Source organism: Chimaeribacter arupi (assembly GCF_002858805.1).
Taxonomy (GTDB): domain Bacteria; phylum Pseudomonadota; class Gammaproteobacteria; order Enterobacterales; family Enterobacteriaceae; genus Chimaeribacter; species Chimaeribacter arupi.
The window spans coordinates 296,800-312,122 of sequence record NZ_PJZI01000001.1 but is presented as its reverse complement, the minus strand read 5'-3'; the positions used below and the strand labels follow the sequence as shown (position 1 = coordinate 312,122).

Sequence of the window (15,323 nt, the reverse complement as noted above, 5' to 3'; positions counted from 1 at the left end):
CCCTTTTTGCTTCCTGGCTGGGGAATATCACCATGACCATCGCCACTCCGCTGCTGTCGCTCAAGGGAATCACCAAAACTTTCCCTGGCGTGCGCGCACTTGAAAACGTACAACTGGATCTCTGGCCCGGCAAAGTCACGGCATTAATCGGTGAAAACGGTGCCGGAAAATCCACGCTGGTCAAAGTGATGACCGGCATCTATCAGCCCGATGAGGGTGAACTGCTCTACAAGGCAATTCCGATTACCCTGCCCACGCCCGAGGCGGCGCACAAAGTCGGCATCACCGCCATCCATCAGGAAACCGTGCTGTTTGATGAGCTGACGGTGACGGAAAACATTTTTGTCGGCCACTACCGCTATCGCGGTTTTTTCAAAAAACTCGACTGGCCCGCCATGCACCAGCAGGCACGCGACATCCTTACCCGCCTGGAAGTACAGATTGACCCACGCGTGACGCTGAAAACCCTGAGCATTGCCCAGCGGCATATGGTGGCGATTGCGCGCGCACTGTCATTTGATGCCCAGGTGGTGATTCTGGATGAGCCGACGGCGGCGTTGTCACAGCATGAGATCACCGAGTTTTACCAGATTGTTGAACGGCTGAAACGCGAAGGGAAAGCCATTCTGTTTATCTCACACAAGTTCGACGAAATCTTCGCGATTGCCGACCACTACACCATTCTGCGCGACGGCGTGTACATCAGTTCCGGGCAGATCAGCGACATCACTGAAAAGCACATGGTGACGATGATGGTCGGGCGCGAAATCACTCACGCCTATCCGAAAATCCATACCGAACCCGGCGACACGGTGCTGGAAGTCAACGACCTCTGCCACCCCACCGAGTTTGCGCATATCAATTTCTCCCTGCGCAAAGGGGAGATCCTCGGCTTCTACGGGCTGGTGGGCGCGGGGCGGACTGAACTGATGCAGGCACTCTCCGGGGTGACGCAGCCTTCCCACGGTGAGATCCGGCTGAACGGCCAGGCGCTGCATTTCCGCCAGCCCGCAGACGCCATCAACGCCGGGATTGTCTGTGTGCCGGAGGAGCGTCAGAAACAGGGGGCAATTATCCAGCTGCCCATCAGCCAGAACATCAGCCTGCCGCAACTGAGCCGCCTCAACCCCAACGGCATCCTGAATGAGGCGCGTGAAGCCCAACTGGCGGATGAGTACGCCAGGCGCTTGCAGGTCAAGGCGTTCAGCTGGAAACAGCCGGTGGAAACGCTCTCCGGCGGCAACCAGCAAAAAGTGGTGATCGGCAAATGGCTGGCGACCCAGCCCACGGTAATCATCCTGGATGAGCCGACCAAAGGCATCGATATCGGTTCCAAAGCCGCCGTGCACCAGTTTATGTCTGAACTGGTGGGGCAGGGGCTGGCAGTGATTATGGTGTCGTCGGAATTGCCGGAAGTGATGGGCATGGCTGACCGGATTATCGTGATGCATGAAGGGCTGATGGTGGCGGAATTCCGGGCCGGTGAGGCCAGCGCCGAAATGATTGTCAGCGCCGCCAGCGGTGCCGGCGAGGAGGCTGCATAAATGTGGCAAACACTGCTTAAACACCGTGAGGCCCTGCTGGCCGGGGTGATTCTGCTGATGGTCCTGGCGATCGGCAGCCGCGCGCCCTCGTTCCTGCGGCCGGGCAATCTGGTGGAAATCTTTAACGATACGTCGATCCTGATCATTCTGGCGCTGGGCCAGATGATGGTGCTGCTGACCAAAGGCATTGATTTGTCGATGGCGGCCAACCTGGCGCTGACCGGCATGATTGTGGCGCTGCTTAACTTCCACCATCCGGCGATCCCGGTTGGGGTGCTGCTGGTGGTTGCCACATTGCTTGGGCTGGTGATGGGGATGATCAACGGGTTGCTGGTGTGGAAACTCGGCATCCCGGCGATTGTGGTCACGCTCGGCACCATGAGTATCTACCGCGGCATTATTTTCCTGCTGTCGGACGGTGGCTGGATTAACGCGCACCAGATGAGCAGCGATTTCCTCGGCCTGCCGCGCACTGAGGTGCTGGGTATGCCGGTGCTGAGCTGGTGTGCCGTCGCCGCGCTGCTGCTGGTGGGGTATTTCCTGCTCTACAGCCGCACCGGGCGGGCGATGTACACCGCCGGCGGCAACGCCACGGCCGCGTATTACACCGGCATCAACGCCGGGAAAATGCAGTTCATCAGTTTCAGCCTCTCCGGTGCGCTGGCCGGTTTCTGCGGCTATCTGTGGATTTCCCGCTTTGCCGTGGCCTACGTCGATGTGGCAAACGGGTTTGAACTGCAAATCGTCGCGGCTTGTGTGATTGGCGGCATCAGCACCATGGGCGGCATCGGCCGCGTGTGGGGTTGCCTGATGGGCGCGCTGTTCCTGGGCGTAATCAATAACGCGCTGCCGGTGATCGGCATTTCGCCCTTCTGGCAGATGGCGATTTCCGGGGGCGTCATTGTGATTGCGGTGCTGCTGAATGAGCGCGGCAACAAGCGCAAAGGGCGGCTTATCCTGCGTGACGTGGCGCTGTCGAGACAAAAAGAAGGGGTGAAACCATGAGTAAGACGCTGATTTCTGACCGCGCCGCGCCGCTTTCACCGCCGCCGTCACGGGCCCGGCGGCTGCTGTGCTGGGAAACGTTTCTGCTGGCCGTGACGCTGGCCGTCTTTGTGGCGAACGCGCTGGCTTCCCCCTACTTTCTGAACATCTGGAACCTGTCGGATGCCACCTTTAACTTCACGGAGAAAGCGATCATTGTGTTGCCGATGGCGATGCTGATTATCGCCCGTGAAATTGATCTGTCGGTGGCCTCCACCATTGCGCTGAGCTCCACGGTGATGGGCTTCTGCGCACAGGCCGGGGTAGGGACGGCGGGGCTGGTGGGCATCGGGCTGGGCGTCGGGCTGCTGTGCGGGCTGGTGAACGGCCTGCTGGTGACGCGCTTTAACCTCTCGTCTATCGTGATCACCATCGGCACCATGAGCCTTTACCGCGGTATCGCCTATATCCTGCTGGGCGATCAGGCGCTGAATGCCTATCCGCCGGAGTTTGCCTGGTTCGGCCAGGGCTACGTCTGGGAAGCGCTCTCTTTTGAGTTTGCACTGTTTATCGTGCTGGCTGTCGCGTTCGCGTTCCTGCTGCACAAAACCAACTTTGGCCGCCGGACGTACGCCATCGGCAATAACCCCACCGGTGCGTGGTATTCCGGCATTAACGTCAAACGCCATAACCTGATCCTGTTTGTGCTGGTAGGCGTGATGGCCGGGCTGGCGGCGGTGCTGCTGACTTCCCGCCTGGGGAGCACGCGGCCGACCATCGCCGTGGGCTGGGAGCTGAGCGTGGTGACGATGGCAGTACTGGGCGGCGTGAATATCCTGGGCGGTTCCGGCAGTATGCCGGGCGTGATCATCGCTGCGTTCCTGATGGGGCTGGTGACATTCGGATTGAGCCTGCTTAACGTGCCGGGCATTGTGATGTCGATCATTGTCGGGCTGATGCTGATCGTCGTTATCACCCTGCCGATTCTTACCCGCCGGGTTATGCAACGGCGGCGACGCAGCGCCGCCTGACCGCCGGACAATCAACAATAAAAAAGCCCGCGTTAACGCGGGCTTTTTACCTCAGGCAGCGGCGTGTTATTTGCCGATGCAGAAGCTGGAGAAGATGCGGCCGAGCAGGTCATCCGAGGTAAATTCCCCGGTTATCTCACTCAGCGCCTGCTGCGCCAGCCGCAGCTCTTCCGCCAGCAGTTCACCTGCCCAGGCACCCAGCAGCTGATCCTTGCCCTGCACCAGATGCTGTGCCGCCTGTTCCAGCGCCTGCAAGTGGCGGCGGCGAGCCAGGAAGCCCCCTTCCATATTGGTATTGAAGCCCATGCTGGCCTTCAGGTGCTCACGCAGCACGTCCACGCCGTCGCCGGTGCGGGCGGAAAGGCGGATCAGCGTGTGGTCGTGGATGCGACTGATGCCCAGCGTTTCCCCGGTGACATCGGCTTTGTTGCGTACCACGGTGATCGGCAGGCTGGCAGGCAGGCGTGCCATAAACTCCGGCCAGATCTCAGCAGGCTCTACCGCGTCGGTGGTGGTGCCGTCCACCATAAACAGCACGCTGTCTGCCTGCTCAATCTCTTTCCAGGCGCGCTCAATGCCGATGCGCTCGACTTCATCGCTGGCGTCACGCAGCCCGGCGGTGTCGATGATGTGCAGCGGCATACCGTCGATGTGAATATGCTCGCGCAGCACGTCGCGGGTGGTGCCGGCGATGTCAGTGACAATCGCGGCATCACGGCCCGCCAGCGCATTCAGCAGGCTCGATTTGCCGGCATTCGGCCGCCCGGCGATCACCACTTTCATCCCTTCACGCAACAGGCTGCCCTGGCGCGCTTCGGCGCGGACGGCGTCCAGATCGTCCATCACCGCATTGAGCTGCTTTTCAATTTTGCCGTCAGAGAGGAAGTCGATCTCCTCATCCGGGAAGTCGATCGCCGCTTCCACATAGATGCGCAGGTGGGTGAGGGCTTCTACCAGTTGGTGAATACGGGTGGAGAAGGCGCCCTGCAACGAGTTCATCGCTGAACGTGCCGCCTGCTCGGAGCTGGCGTCGATCAGGTCAGCGATGGCTTCCGCCTGCGCCAGGTCGAGTTTGTCATTCAGGAAGGCCCGCTCTGAGAACTCGCCCGGCCGGGCGATACGCACGCCCGGCAGCGCCAGGATGCGTTTCAGCAGCAAATCCAGAATCACCGGCCCGCCGTGGCCCTGAAGTTCCAGCACATCTTCCCCGGTAAAGGAGTTCGGGCCGGGGAACCACAGCGCGATACCCTGATCCAGCGTGCTGTTGTCAGCGTCGCGGAACGGCAGGTAGTCGGCGTAGCGCGGTTTAGGCAGTTTACCGAGCACGACCTCGGCCACCTCGCGGGCAGCCCGGCCGGAAATACGCAAAATGCCGACGCCGCCGCGGCCCGGTGGCGTTGCCTGCGCAACGATCGTATCGGTGGTACTCATAGCGTTCTCTTTGGTAGTGGGCGTTAACGAATCAAATAAAAAAGAAGGCGGTCATCTGACCGCCTTCTTTATGCTTTCCGTCGCTTACCGGTGCGGATTAACTCTTTTTCACACGGCTGTGCAGGCCACGTTTTTCCAGGCCACGGTAAATCATCTGCTGCTGGAGGATGGTCACCAGGTTACTGACGATATAGTACAGCACCAGGCCAGACGGGAACCACAGGAAGAACACCGTGAAGATGACCGGCATAAAGGTCATGATCTTCTGCTGCATCGGGTCGGTTACCGTGGTCGGCGACATCTTCTGGATGAAGAACATCGTCACGCCCATCAGAATCGGCAGGATGTAGTACGGGTCTTGTGCGGACAAGTCATGGATCCACAGGGCGAACGGCGCATGGCGCAGCTCGATGGAGCCCATCAGCATGTAGTACAGCGCCAGGAAGATTGGCATCTGGATAATCAGCGGCAGGCAGCCACCCAGCGGGTTCACTTTCTCTGCCTTGTACATGGCCATCATTTCCTGGCTCATGCGCTGCTTGTCGTCACCCAGGCGCTCACGCATAGCCTGGATTTTCGGTTGCAGCATACGCATCTTCGCCATCGAGGTGTACTGCGCCTTGGTCAGCGGGTACATGATACCGCGCACGATAAAGGTGATGACGATGATCGAGAAGCCCCAGTTACCGATGAAGCTGTGCAGGAACTTCAGCAGCTTGAACAGCGGTTGGGAGATGAACCACAGCCAGCCGTAATCTACGGTCAGGTCAAGGTGCGGTGCCACTGCGGCCATTCTGTCCTGGATTTCCGGGCCGACCCACAAGATCGCGGACACATTCTGCTGCGCACCCGGCTGCACCACAAACGGCACGCCTTTAAAGCCGATGGCGGCGAGGTCGCTGCCCATGCTGGTGGAGTAGAAGGTGTTGCTGTCTTTGGCCGACGGCACCCACGCGGTGGCGAAGTACTGTTGCAGCATCGCTACCCAGCCGCCTTGCGTGGTGATGTTCAGGTTCTCATCTTTGATGTCATCGAAGCTGTACTTCTTGTACTTGTCATCAGAAGAGGAGAAGGCCGCGCCACGGTAAGTGTGCAGGGCAAAGTTGTTGCTGCCGGTGTCGCGGTGCTTCGGCAGGTCAACCGTCTGCTTGAGCTGGCCGAACAGGGTCATCTCTTGCGGCGTGGTGCTGGCGTTGTTGATATTGTAGTCAACGTTAACCGCATACTGGCCGCGCTTCAGCACGAAGGTTTTGGTGTACACCACGCCGTGGGCGTCGGTGTAGGTCATCGGGATACGCAACTCGTCCTGGCCTTCAGCCAGGGTGAAGGTGTCCTGAGGCGTCTGGAACAGCGGACGCGGGCCGTTGTTCGGGTTGTCCGGGCCATTTTTGCCGGTCAGGCCGCTTTGCGCCTGATAAACAAAGGACGGGGAAGTCTCCAGCAACTGGAACGGCTGTTCTGAACCCAGGGTGTGCGGGTAGGCTAACAGCAGCGCTTGTTCGATGTCGCCGCCGCGGGTGTTGATTGTCAGTGACAAAACATCCGTTTTAACGGTGATCAGTTTACCCTGGCCACTGGCGGGAACCGCCTGGCTGGAAGCATCACCGGAGGCTGTGTTGGCAGTCTGTTGCGTGGTCTGGTTGGCCGGTTGCGGAGCATGGTCCGTTTGCCAGGCCTGCCAGATCATGAAAGACACAAACAGCAGAGCGATGAGAAAGAGATTGCGTTGCGAATCCATCGTTAGTGTTCTCTGTTATTGTCGGTTTTCGGCGGCACCGGATCATCGCCACCTGGGTTCAGGGGATGGCATTTTAATACGCGTTTGATTGTCAACCAACTGCCTTTTACCATGCCGAAACGGCCTAATGCCTCAATTCCATAGTGAGAGCAGGTGGGCCTGAAGCGGCAATGTGGCCCCAGTAACGGACTGATAAATAGCTGATAGCCGCGTATCAGCCCGATCAGGAGGCGGGAGCCTGGCGACAGTGGCGGCGCCATAATTTTTCCAACGCTTCCGTCAGCGCCCGGTTATCAAGGTCTTGAATTCCTTTTTTCGCGACCACCACAAAGTCCATCGGCGGCAGCTCATGCTGATGCAAACGGAAGCTCTCACGCGTAAGGCGTTTGATCCGGTTGCGTTCATGGGCGCGTTTGACGTTCTTTTTGGCGACGGTAAGACCGATGCGGGGATGCCCCAGCGTGTTCAGGCGGCCGAGTATAGTCAGTTGCGGCGTGCCAGCCCGTTGTGGCTGCTGGAAGACGAAAGTGAAATGAGTGGGAGTTAACAAACGTAACTCCCTGGGAAATGCGAGCTTGCCCACTAAGAGGGTTAGCTTTTATTACTTAGAAACAGACAGACGAGCACGGCCTTTCGCACGACGGCGGGCCAGAACTTGACGACCATTTTTGGTGGCCATACGAGCACGGAAACCGTGGCTACGGTTGCGCTTCAGTACGGACGGTTGGAAAGTGCGTTTCATAGCGATTTCTACCTAAACTTAAATAATTACTGATCAGTAAACGCGTTTGGCTATTCGGCGTGACAACGACCGACGCCTCAATCGCAACATATAAAGAAGCGGGATTGTAATAATTGTACAGTCCTGAGTCAATTCACATTGCACGCCTACCCGGTTGTTTACCAAGTGGCCCGTGGTCACCACCTATCCCGTCTGGTTGGACCATCAGGAACACAGGCATCACACGTAGGGCGAAGATTATACGGACTCGTCAACAAAGCGCAAGGATCGCAGGCCGATCCTATGAGGGGTTTCACGATCCTGTTGCTCACTCTTCGGACAATTCTCTTTTATTCACAGGCTGGGCCGAAGGTGCGGCATTTTTAGCCCGATAGCGTACACTTAGTTTCGCCTCCGGATCGCCTTTTCCCAGGGTATGTCACCAGGAAAGTCACAGGGAAACGAAAACCTGTGGATAAAAAGGATCTAATCTGTGAGGAAGGGGAGGATCTCTTTTGCGGATTGCGTTATGATCCGCCATTCCGATCGCGATCCCACCGCTGGATCACGGCGGACACAAACCGTCAAAATCGGTTCGCATGCCGCTGCCTCTGCAAAAACTGGCATGTGTCAAAAATCATGAATTTAAAACGTATCCTGATCCTTTTCTTTTGTTGATCTTGTTCGAGTGGAGTCCGCCGTGTCACTTTCGCTTTGGCAGCAGTGTCTTGCCCGATTGCAGGATGAATTACCTGCCACAGAATTTAGTATGTGGATACGCCCCCTACAGGCGGAACTGAGTGACAATACCCTGGCACTGTATGCCCCAAACCGTTTCGTCCTGGATTGGGTTCGCGATAAATACTTAAACAACATCAACGGGTTGCTGAATGACTTCTGTGGCCCGGACGCGCCGTTGCTGCGTTTTGAAGTGGGCAGCAAGCCCGCGATGCCGGCGATGGCGGATGTCGCGGCGGCGAGCATCAGCGCCCCGGCGGCACCGGTGGTCCGTGCGGCCCCTGCCCGGCCAAGCTGGGACCGCGCCGCATTGCAGCCGGAGCTTTCTTACCGCTCCAACGTCAACCCCAAGCACACCTTTGATAACTTCGTTGAGGGTAAGTCGAACCAGCTGGCGCGCGCGGCGGCCCGCCAGGTGGCGGACAACCCCGGCGGCGCGTACAACCCGCTGTTCCTTTATGGCGGCACCGGCCTGGGTAAAACCCACCTGTTGCACGCGGTGGGCAACGGCATTATGGCGCGCAAGGCCAATGCGAAAGTGGTCTATATGCACTCTGAGCGCTTTGTGCAGGACATGGTCAAGGCGCTGCAAAACAACGCCATTGAAGAGTTCAAACGCTATTATCGCTCGGTTGACGCACTGCTTATCGATGACATCCAGTTCTTTGCCAATAAGGAGCGCTCGCAGGAGGAGTTTTTCCACACCTTCAATGCGCTGCTGGAAGGCAACCAACAGATTATCCTGACCTCTGACCGCTACCCGAAAGAGATTAACGGCGTGGAAGACCGGCTGAAGTCCCGCTTTGGCTGGGGGCTGACGGTGGCCATTGAGCCGCCGGAGCTGGAAACCCGTGTGGCGATCCTGATGAAAAAAGCGGATGAGAATGACATCCGCCTGCCGGGTGAAGTGGCCTTCTTTATTGCCAAGCGCCTGCGCTCTAACGTGCGTGAGCTGGAAGGCGCACTGAACCGCGTGATCGCCAACGCGAACTTCACCGGCCGGGCCATCACGATTGACTTCGTGCGTGAAGCCCTGCGTGACCTGCTGGCCCTGCAGGAGAAGCTGGTCACCATCGATAATATTCAGAAAACAGTGGCTGAATATTATAAAATTAAGGTCGCTGACCTGCTGTCGAAACGACGCTCACGTTCCGTGGCCCGCCCGCGCCAGATGGCGATGGCGCTGGCCAAAGAGCTGACCAACCACAGTTTGCCGGAAATCGGCGACGCGTTTGGTGGCCGCGACCACACCACGGTGTTGCACGCCTGCCGCAAGATCGAGCAGCTGCGTGAAGAAAGCCACGACATCAAAGAAGATTTTTCCAATTTAATCAGAACATTATCCTCGTAGCGCTATGAAATTTATTGTTGAACGTGAGCATCTGTTAAAACCGTTGCAACAGGTCAGCAGCCCGCTGGGCGGCCGGCCAACGTTGCCGATTCTGGGTAACCTGCTGTTGCAGGTCACGGACGGCGTGTTGCTGCTGACCGGTACCGACCTGGAAATGGAAATGGTGGCGCGCGTGGCGCTGTCCGGCGCACATGAGCCGGGCGCAACCACCGTACCGGCACGTAAATTCTTCGACATCTGCCGGGGCCTGCCGGAAGGCGCGGAGATCAACGTGATGCTGGACGGCGAGCGGATGCTGGTGCGCTCCGGCCGCAGCCGTTTCTCGCTCTCTACGCTGCCCGCGACCGATTTCCCCAACCTGGATGACTGGCAAAGCGAGGTGGAATTCACCCTGCCGCAGGCCACGCTGAAGCGCCTGATTGAAGCCACGCAGTTCTCGATGGCGCATCAGGATGTGCGTTACTACCTCAACGGTATGTTGTTCGAAACCGAAGACGAAGAGTTGCGTACCGTCGCCACTGACGGCCACCGCCTGGCGGTGTGTTCAATGCCGGTGGGTCAATCTTTGCCGTCGCACTCGGTGATTGTGCCGCGCAAAGGGGTCATGGAGTTGGTGCGTCTGCTGGACGGCGGTGACACGCCGCTGCAATTGCAGATTGGCAGCAACAATATCCGTGCGCATGTGGGTGATTTCATCTTTACCTCCAAGCTGGTGGATGGCCGTTTCCCGGACTATCGCCGCGTATTGCCGAAAAACCCGGACAAAACCCTGCAGGCAGGCTGCGATCTGCTGAAACAGGCGTTTGCCCGTGCCGCTATTCTTTCCAACGAAAAGTTCCGCGGCGTGCGGCTGTATGTCAGCCATAACCAGCTGAAGATCACCGCCAATAACCCCGAGCAGGAAGAGGCGGAAGAGATTCTGGATGTCATCTATGACGGCACCGAGATGGAGATCGGCTTCAACGTCAGCTACGTGCTGGATGTGCTCAACGCACTGAAGTGCGAGAACGTGCGCCTGCTGCTCACGGACTCCGTATCCAGCGTACAGATTGAGGATGACGCCAGCCAGGCAGCGGCCTACGTTGTCATGCCAATGCGCTTGTAATTGGTCATTTTGCCCCCATATCTATTCCTGAAACCGGCAGAGGTCACGGCGTGACCTCTGCCACCACAGTGGTTGCCCGATGACATGGCTTTGACGCGCCTCCTGATTAAAGACTTCCGCAATATCGAATCGGCAGACCTGCCGCTGGATGCCGGCTTCAACTTTCTGGTTGGGGCCAACGGCAGCGGTAAAACCAGCGTGCTGGAAGCGGTCTATACGCTGGGGCACGGGCGCGCGTTCCGCAGCTTGCAAGCCGGACGGGTGATCCGCCACGACCAGCCGGAGTTTGTGCTGCACGGGCGGATCGACACCGGCGGTGAGCGCGAAGTGGCGGTGGGGCTGGCGAAAAGCCGCCAGGGCGACACCAAAGTCCGTATCGACGGCGGTGACGGCCATAAAGTGGCGGAGCTGGCGCACCTGTTGCCGATGCAGCTGATCACGCCTGAAGGGTTTACCCTGCTGAACGGCGGGCCAAAGTACCGGCGCGCTTTCCTCGACTGGGGCTGTTTCCATAACGATCCCGGTTTTTTCCAGGCCTGGAGCAACCTGAAACGGCTGCTCAAGCAGCGCAACGCCGCGCTGCGCCAGGTCAGCCGTTATTCACAGCTGCGCGCCTGGGATCAAGAGCTGGTGCCGCTGGCGGAGCGCATCAGCGAATGGCGCGCGGCCTACAGTGACGCCATCGCCGCCGACATTACCGCCACATGCGCGCAGTTCCTGCCGGAGTTTGCCCTGAGTTTCTCTTTCCAGCGCGGCTGGGATAAAGAGAGCGACTATGCAGAGCTGCTGGCGCGGCAGTTCGAGCGTGACCGGGCGCTCACCTATACCGCCGTTGGCCCGCACAAGGCCGACTTCCGCATCCGCGCGGAGGGCACCCCGGTAGAAGACCTGCTTTCCCGCGGCCAGCTTAAGCTGTTGATGTGCGCGCTGCGGCTGGCGCAGGGTGAGTTCCTCACCCGACAGAACGGGCGGCGTTGCCTGTATCTGATTGACGATTTTGCCTCTGAACTCGACACCGACCGTCGCCGCCTTCTGGCACAACGCCTGAAAGCGACCCAGGCCCAGGTCTTTGTCAGCGCCGTCAGCGCTGAGCAAGTAACCGATATGGCAGGTGAAAAGGGCAAGATGTTCCGCGTAGAACAGGGTAAAATAACCGTTCAACCACAGGACTAAAAATGAGTGAGAAACGTTGATGTCGAATTCTTATGACTCCTCAAGTATCAAGGTATTAAAAGGGCTGGACGCGGTGCGCAAGCGCCCGGGCATGTATATCGGCGATACCGATGACGGCACCGGTCTGCACCACATGGTATTCGAGGTTGTGGACAACGCTATCGACGAAGCACTCGCGGGCCACTGTAAAGAGATTCAGGTCACTATCCACGCTGATAATTCTGTTTCCGTACAGGATGATGGGCGCGGTATCCCGACCGGTATTCACGAAGAGGAAGGCGTTTCCGCGGCGCAGGTCATCATGACCGTACTGCACGCCGGCGGTAAATTCGACGACAACTCCTATAAGGTGTCCGGCGGCCTGCATGGCGTGGGTGTGTCAGTGGTTAACGCCCTGTCCGAGAAGCTGGAGCTGGTTATCCGCCGTGAAGGGAAAGTGCATGAGCAGACCTACGCGATGGGTGAACCGCAGGGGCCGTTGAAAGTCGTCGGGGAAACCGAGCAGACCGGTACGATGGTGCGCTTCTGGCCGAGCTACGCGACCTTTACCAACCACACCGAATTCCAGTATGACATTCTGGCAAAACGCCTGCGTGAGCTCTCCTTCCTGAACTCCGGCGTGGCGATCCGCCTGAGTGACAAGCGCACGGACAAGGAAGACCACTTCCATTACGAAGGCGGTATCAAGGCGTTTGTTGAGTACCTGAACAAAAACAAAACCCCGATCCATCCGAACGTCTTCTACTTCTCCACCGTAAAAGATGACATCGGCGTGGAAGTGGCGTTGCAGTGGAACGACGGGTTCCAGGAAAACATTTACTGCTTCACCAACAACATCCCGCAGCGTGACGGCGGTACGCACCTGGCCGGCTTCCGTGCCGCGATGACCCGTACCCTGAACAGCTACATGGACAAAGAGGGTTACAGCAAGAAGTCCAAGATCAGCGCCACCGGTGACGATGCGCGTGAAGGGCTGATTGCCGTGGTCTCCGTGAAAGTGCCGGACCCGAAATTCTCTTCCCAGACCAAAGACAAGCTGGTGTCGTCAGAAGTGAAATCCGCGGTTGAGTCGCTGATGAACGAGAAGCTGGTGGACTATCTGATGGAAAACCCGAACGATGCGAAAATCGTCGTCGGCAAAATCATCGATGCAGCCCGTGCGCGTGAAGCGGCGCGTAAAGCCCGTGAAATGACCCGCCGCAAGGGTGCGCTGGATCTGGCCGGCCTGCCGGGCAAACTGGCGGACTGCCAGGAGCGTGACCCGGCGCATTCTGAACTCTACCTGGTGGAGGGTGACTCCGCGGGCGGCTCCGCCAAACAGGGCCGTAACCGTAAAAACCAGGCGATCCTGCCGCTGAAAGGGAAAATCCTGAACGTGGAGAAGGCGCGCTTTGACAAGATGCTCTCTTCCCAGGAAGTCGCCACCCTGATCACCGCCTTAGGCTGCGGCATCGGGCGTGACGAATACAACCCGGACAAGCTGCGCTACCACAGCATCATCATCATGACCGATGCTGACGTCGACGGTTCGCACATCCGTACCCTGCTGCTGACGTTCTTCTACCGTCAGATGCCGGAAATCATCGAGCGTGGCCATGTGTTTATCGCCCAGCCGCCGCTTTACAAGGTGAAAAAAGGCAAGCAGGAACAGTACATCAAAGATGATGAAGCGATGGATCAATACCAGATTTCCATCGCGCTGGACGGTGCTACGCTGCACAGCAACGCCCACGCCCCGGCCCTGGCCGGTGAGGCGCTGGAGAAGCTGGTGGCAGAGCATTACAGCGTCCAGAAACTGATCAACCGCATGGAGCGCCGTTACCCGCGTGCATTACTGAATAACCTGATCTACCAGCCGACGCTGGCAGAAGGTGACCTCAGCGATCAGGCGAAAGTGCAGGCGTGGATGGAGCAACTGGTCAGCGCGCTGAATGAGAAAGAGCAGCACGGCAGCACCTACAATGCCGTGGTACGCGAAAACCGTGAGCGTCAGCTGTTCGAACCGGTGCTGCGCATCCGTACACATGGCGTGGACACCGATTACGAGCTGGACTTCGACTTCATTCATGGCGGCGAATACCGCAAGCTGTGTACGCTGGGCGAGAAATTGCGTGGGCTGATCGAAGAAGATGCCTTCATCGAACGTGGCGAACGCCGTCAGCCGGTGGCCAGTTTTGAACAGGCGCTGGAGTGGCTGGTGAAAGAGTCACGCCGTGGCCTGGCGATCCAACGTTATAAAGGGTTGGGTGAGATGAACCCGGAACAGCTGTGGGAAACCACGATGGACCCGGAAAGCCGCCGTATGCTGCGCGTTACCGTCAAGGATGCGATTGCCGCTGACCAGCTGTTTACCACCCTGATGGGGGATGCCGTGGAACCGCGTCGTGCCTTCATCGAAGAGAACGCCCTGAAAGCCGCCAATATCGATATCTGATTTCTGGCAGCAGTAAGCGATTGTTTTCTGATTGCTTTCCCCATGCGCGAAAAACTAATCCGGCCCAGGTCACTGCGGCCGGATTTTTTTTTCAGAAAAACGCGTGCAGCGCTGTTCTATTAATGTGCGCTTAATCACGTTAGCATGACGCACTACCTTTCCCTGACACTGAGGATGCTATGGCTATTGAATTAATCGCAATCGATATGGACGGCACGCTGCTCAACCCGCAGCATGAAGTGACCCCGGCCGTGAAGCAGGCCATAGCTGCCGCCCGTAAACAGGGCGTCCGGGTTGTTCTGGCCACCGGCCGCCCCTACATCGGTGTTGAGCGTTACCTGATGCAACTGAATTTGCAGGAAGAGGGGGAATACTGCATCACCAATAACGGGGCCCTGGTGCAGCGCGCGATTAATGGGGAGTGTGTGGCAGAAGTCACCCTCTCTTTCGATGACTATCTGTTCTTCGAAAACCTGTCGCGTGAGCTGGGCGTGCATTACCACGCGCTGACCCACTCCACGCTCTATACCGCCAACAAAGACATCAGCCGCTATACGGTGTTTGAGGCTAACCTGACCGGTATGCCGTTTAAATACCGCAGTGTCGAGGAGATGGACCGCTCACTCACCTTCCCGAAAGTGATGATGATTGATGAGCCGGAGATTCTGGATGATGCGATCCGCCGTATCCCGGACGAGGTCAAAGCACGCTATACCATCATGAAAAGCGCGGAATACTACCTCGAAATCCTGAATAAGCGCGTCAATAAAGGCGAGGGCGTGAAGGCGCTGGCGCAGACACTCAATATTCCACGTGAAAACATTATGACGCTGGGCGATCAGGAAAATGATATTGCGATGCTGCAATATGCCGGGCTGGGGGTCGCGATGGGCAACGCGATCGATAAAGTGAAAGAATCCGCGCAATATATCACCAAAAACAACACGGAAGACGGTGTCGCGTATGCGATTGAAAAATTCGTGCTGAACGCCTGAAAAAAGCCCGCCGAAGCGGGCTTGTTGAAAGGGTGCATGGCAGCGATGCGTCGCAACGAAGGGGCGGACACATGCCCG

Annotated in this window: 13 protein-coding genes; 8 read left to right on the top strand and 5 right to left on the bottom strand. The window is 58.0% G+C overall.

Going from position 1 to position 15,323, the window contains the following annotated elements:
• Positions 1-32 precede the first annotated feature (32 nt).
• The 3 genes from CYR52_RS01335 to CYR52_RS01325 are packed head-to-tail and all read left to right on the top strand — an operon-like array spanning position 33 to position 3,559.
• The gene (locus CYR52_RS01335) at positions 33-1,544 is read left to right on the top strand and encodes a sugar ABC transporter ATP-binding protein (protein ID WP_072927815.1); all 1,512 of its coding nucleotides are present in this window, start codon (positions 33-35) and stop codon (positions 1,542-1,544) included.
• Positions 1,545-2,549 (top strand): ABC transporter permease, encoded by a 1,005-nt coding sequence (locus CYR52_RS01330; RefSeq protein ID WP_072927813.1) that lies wholly within the window; start codon positions 1,545-1,547, stop codon positions 2,547-2,549.
• Positions 2,546-3,559, top strand: coding sequence for an ABC transporter permease (locus tag CYR52_RS01325; protein WP_072927811.1), 1,014 nt, complete (start codon positions 2,546-2,548; stop codon positions 3,557-3,559). Before CYR52_RS01330 ends, CYR52_RS01325 begins: the two co-directional genes overlap by 4 nt.
• Before the next feature lie 66 nt (positions 3,560-3,625).
• Here the strand turns inward: CYR52_RS01325 and mnmE are convergent, their stop codons facing one another.
• The 5 genes from mnmE to rpmH all read right to left on the bottom strand — a co-directional run bounded on the left by mnmE (position 3,626) and on the right by rpmH (position 7,470).
• On the bottom strand, positions 3,626-4,990 hold the full coding sequence (gene mnmE / locus CYR52_RS01320; RefSeq protein WP_101827814.1) for a tRNA uridine-5-carboxymethylaminomethyl(34) synthesis GTPase MnmE: 1,365 nt from the start codon (positions 4,988-4,990) through the stop codon (positions 3,626-3,628).
• A gap of 97 nt (positions 4,991-5,087) precedes the next feature.
• The gene (gene yidC, locus CYR52_RS01315; protein WP_072927808.1) at positions 5,088-6,728 is read right to left on the bottom strand and encodes a membrane protein insertase YidC; all 1,641 of its coding nucleotides are present in this window, start codon (positions 6,726-6,728) and stop codon (positions 5,088-5,090) included.
• Positions 6,729-6,730: 2 nt separating this feature from the next.
• Positions 6,731-6,988 (bottom strand): membrane protein insertion efficiency factor YidD, encoded by a 258-nt coding sequence (gene yidD / locus CYR52_RS01310; protein WP_072927806.1) that lies wholly within the window; start codon positions 6,986-6,988, stop codon positions 6,731-6,733.
• Complete coding sequence (rnpA, locus tag CYR52_RS01305; protein ID WP_072927804.1) at positions 6,952-7,311, bottom strand: ribonuclease P protein component; 360 nt, start codon at positions 7,309-7,311, stop codon at positions 6,952-6,954. The genes yidD and rnpA overlap by 37 nt, the downstream gene beginning before the upstream one ends.
• 18 nt (positions 7,312-7,329) lie before the next feature.
• A complete protein-coding gene (rpmH, locus tag CYR52_RS01300) occupies positions 7,330-7,470 on the bottom strand; it encodes a 50S ribosomal protein L34 (RefSeq protein ID WP_015842368.1) in 141 nt (46 codons plus the stop codon).
• Positions 7,471-8,149: 679 nt separating this feature from the next.
• Here rpmH and dnaA point away from each other — a divergent pair.
• From dnaA to yidA, 5 genes are all read left to right on the top strand, one after another.
• Positions 8,150-9,538 carry a chromosomal replication initiator protein DnaA gene (dnaA, locus tag CYR52_RS01290; RefSeq protein ID WP_101827813.1) on the top strand — a complete coding sequence of 463 codons (1,389 nt, stop codon included), beginning with the start codon at positions 8,150-8,152 and terminating at the stop codon, positions 9,536-9,538.
• Between the two features lie 4 nt (positions 9,539-9,542).
• A complete protein-coding gene (gene dnaN / locus CYR52_RS01285) occupies positions 9,543-10,643 on the top strand; it encodes a DNA polymerase III subunit beta (RefSeq protein WP_072927801.1) in 1,101 nt (366 codons plus the stop codon).
• An 84-nt stretch (positions 10,644-10,727) separates the two neighbouring features.
• Complete coding sequence (recF, locus tag CYR52_RS01280) at positions 10,728-11,816, top strand: DNA replication/repair protein RecF (RefSeq protein WP_072927800.1); 1,089 nt, start codon at positions 10,728-10,730, stop codon at positions 11,814-11,816.
• Between the two features lie 19 nt (positions 11,817-11,835).
• On the top strand, positions 11,836-14,250 hold the full coding sequence (gene gyrB, locus CYR52_RS01275) for a DNA topoisomerase (ATP-hydrolyzing) subunit B (protein WP_072927798.1): 2,415 nt from the start codon (positions 11,836-11,838) through the stop codon (positions 14,248-14,250).
• Between the two features lie 179 nt (positions 14,251-14,429).
• Positions 14,430-15,245, top strand: a complete 816-nt coding sequence (gene yidA / locus CYR52_RS01270; RefSeq protein WP_072927797.1) for a sugar-phosphatase — start codon at positions 14,430-14,432, stop codon at positions 15,243-15,245.
• Positions 15,246-15,323: the final 78 nt, after the last annotated feature.

Coding starts and splice junctions, on each gene's coding strand:
- recF (WP_072927800.1), top strand. CDS start 10,728: ATGGCTTTGACGCGCCTCCTGATTAAAGACTTCCGCAATATCGAATCG.
- rpmH (WP_015842368.1), bottom strand. CDS start 7,470: ATGAAACGCACTTTCCAACCGTCCGTACTGAAGCGCAACCGTAGCCAC.
- gyrB (WP_072927798.1), top strand. CDS start 11,836: ATGTCGAATTCTTATGACTCCTCAAGTATCAAGGTATTAAAAGGGCTG.
- CYR52_RS01330 (WP_072927813.1), top strand. CDS start 1,545: ATGTGGCAAACACTGCTTAAACACCGTGAGGCCCTGCTGGCCGGGGTG.
- yidD (WP_072927806.1), bottom strand. CDS start 6,988: ATGGCGCCGCCACTGTCGCCAGGCTCCCGCCTCCTGATCGGGCTGATA.
- CYR52_RS01335 (WP_072927815.1), top strand. CDS start 33: ATGACCATCGCCACTCCGCTGCTGTCGCTCAAGGGAATCACCAAAACT.
- yidC (WP_072927808.1), bottom strand. CDS start 6,728: ATGGATTCGCAACGCAATCTCTTTCTCATCGCTCTGCTGTTTGTGTCT.
- CYR52_RS01325 (WP_072927811.1), top strand. CDS start 2,546: ATGAGTAAGACGCTGATTTCTGACCGCGCCGCGCCGCTTTCACCGCCG.
- dnaN (WP_072927801.1), top strand. CDS start 9,543: ATGAAATTTATTGTTGAACGTGAGCATCTGTTAAAACCGTTGCAACAG.
- mnmE (WP_101827814.1), bottom strand. CDS start 4,990: ATGAGTACCACCGATACGATCGTTGCGCAGGCAACGCCACCGGGCCGC.
- yidA (WP_072927797.1), top strand. CDS start 14,430: ATGGCTATTGAATTAATCGCAATCGATATGGACGGCACGCTGCTCAAC.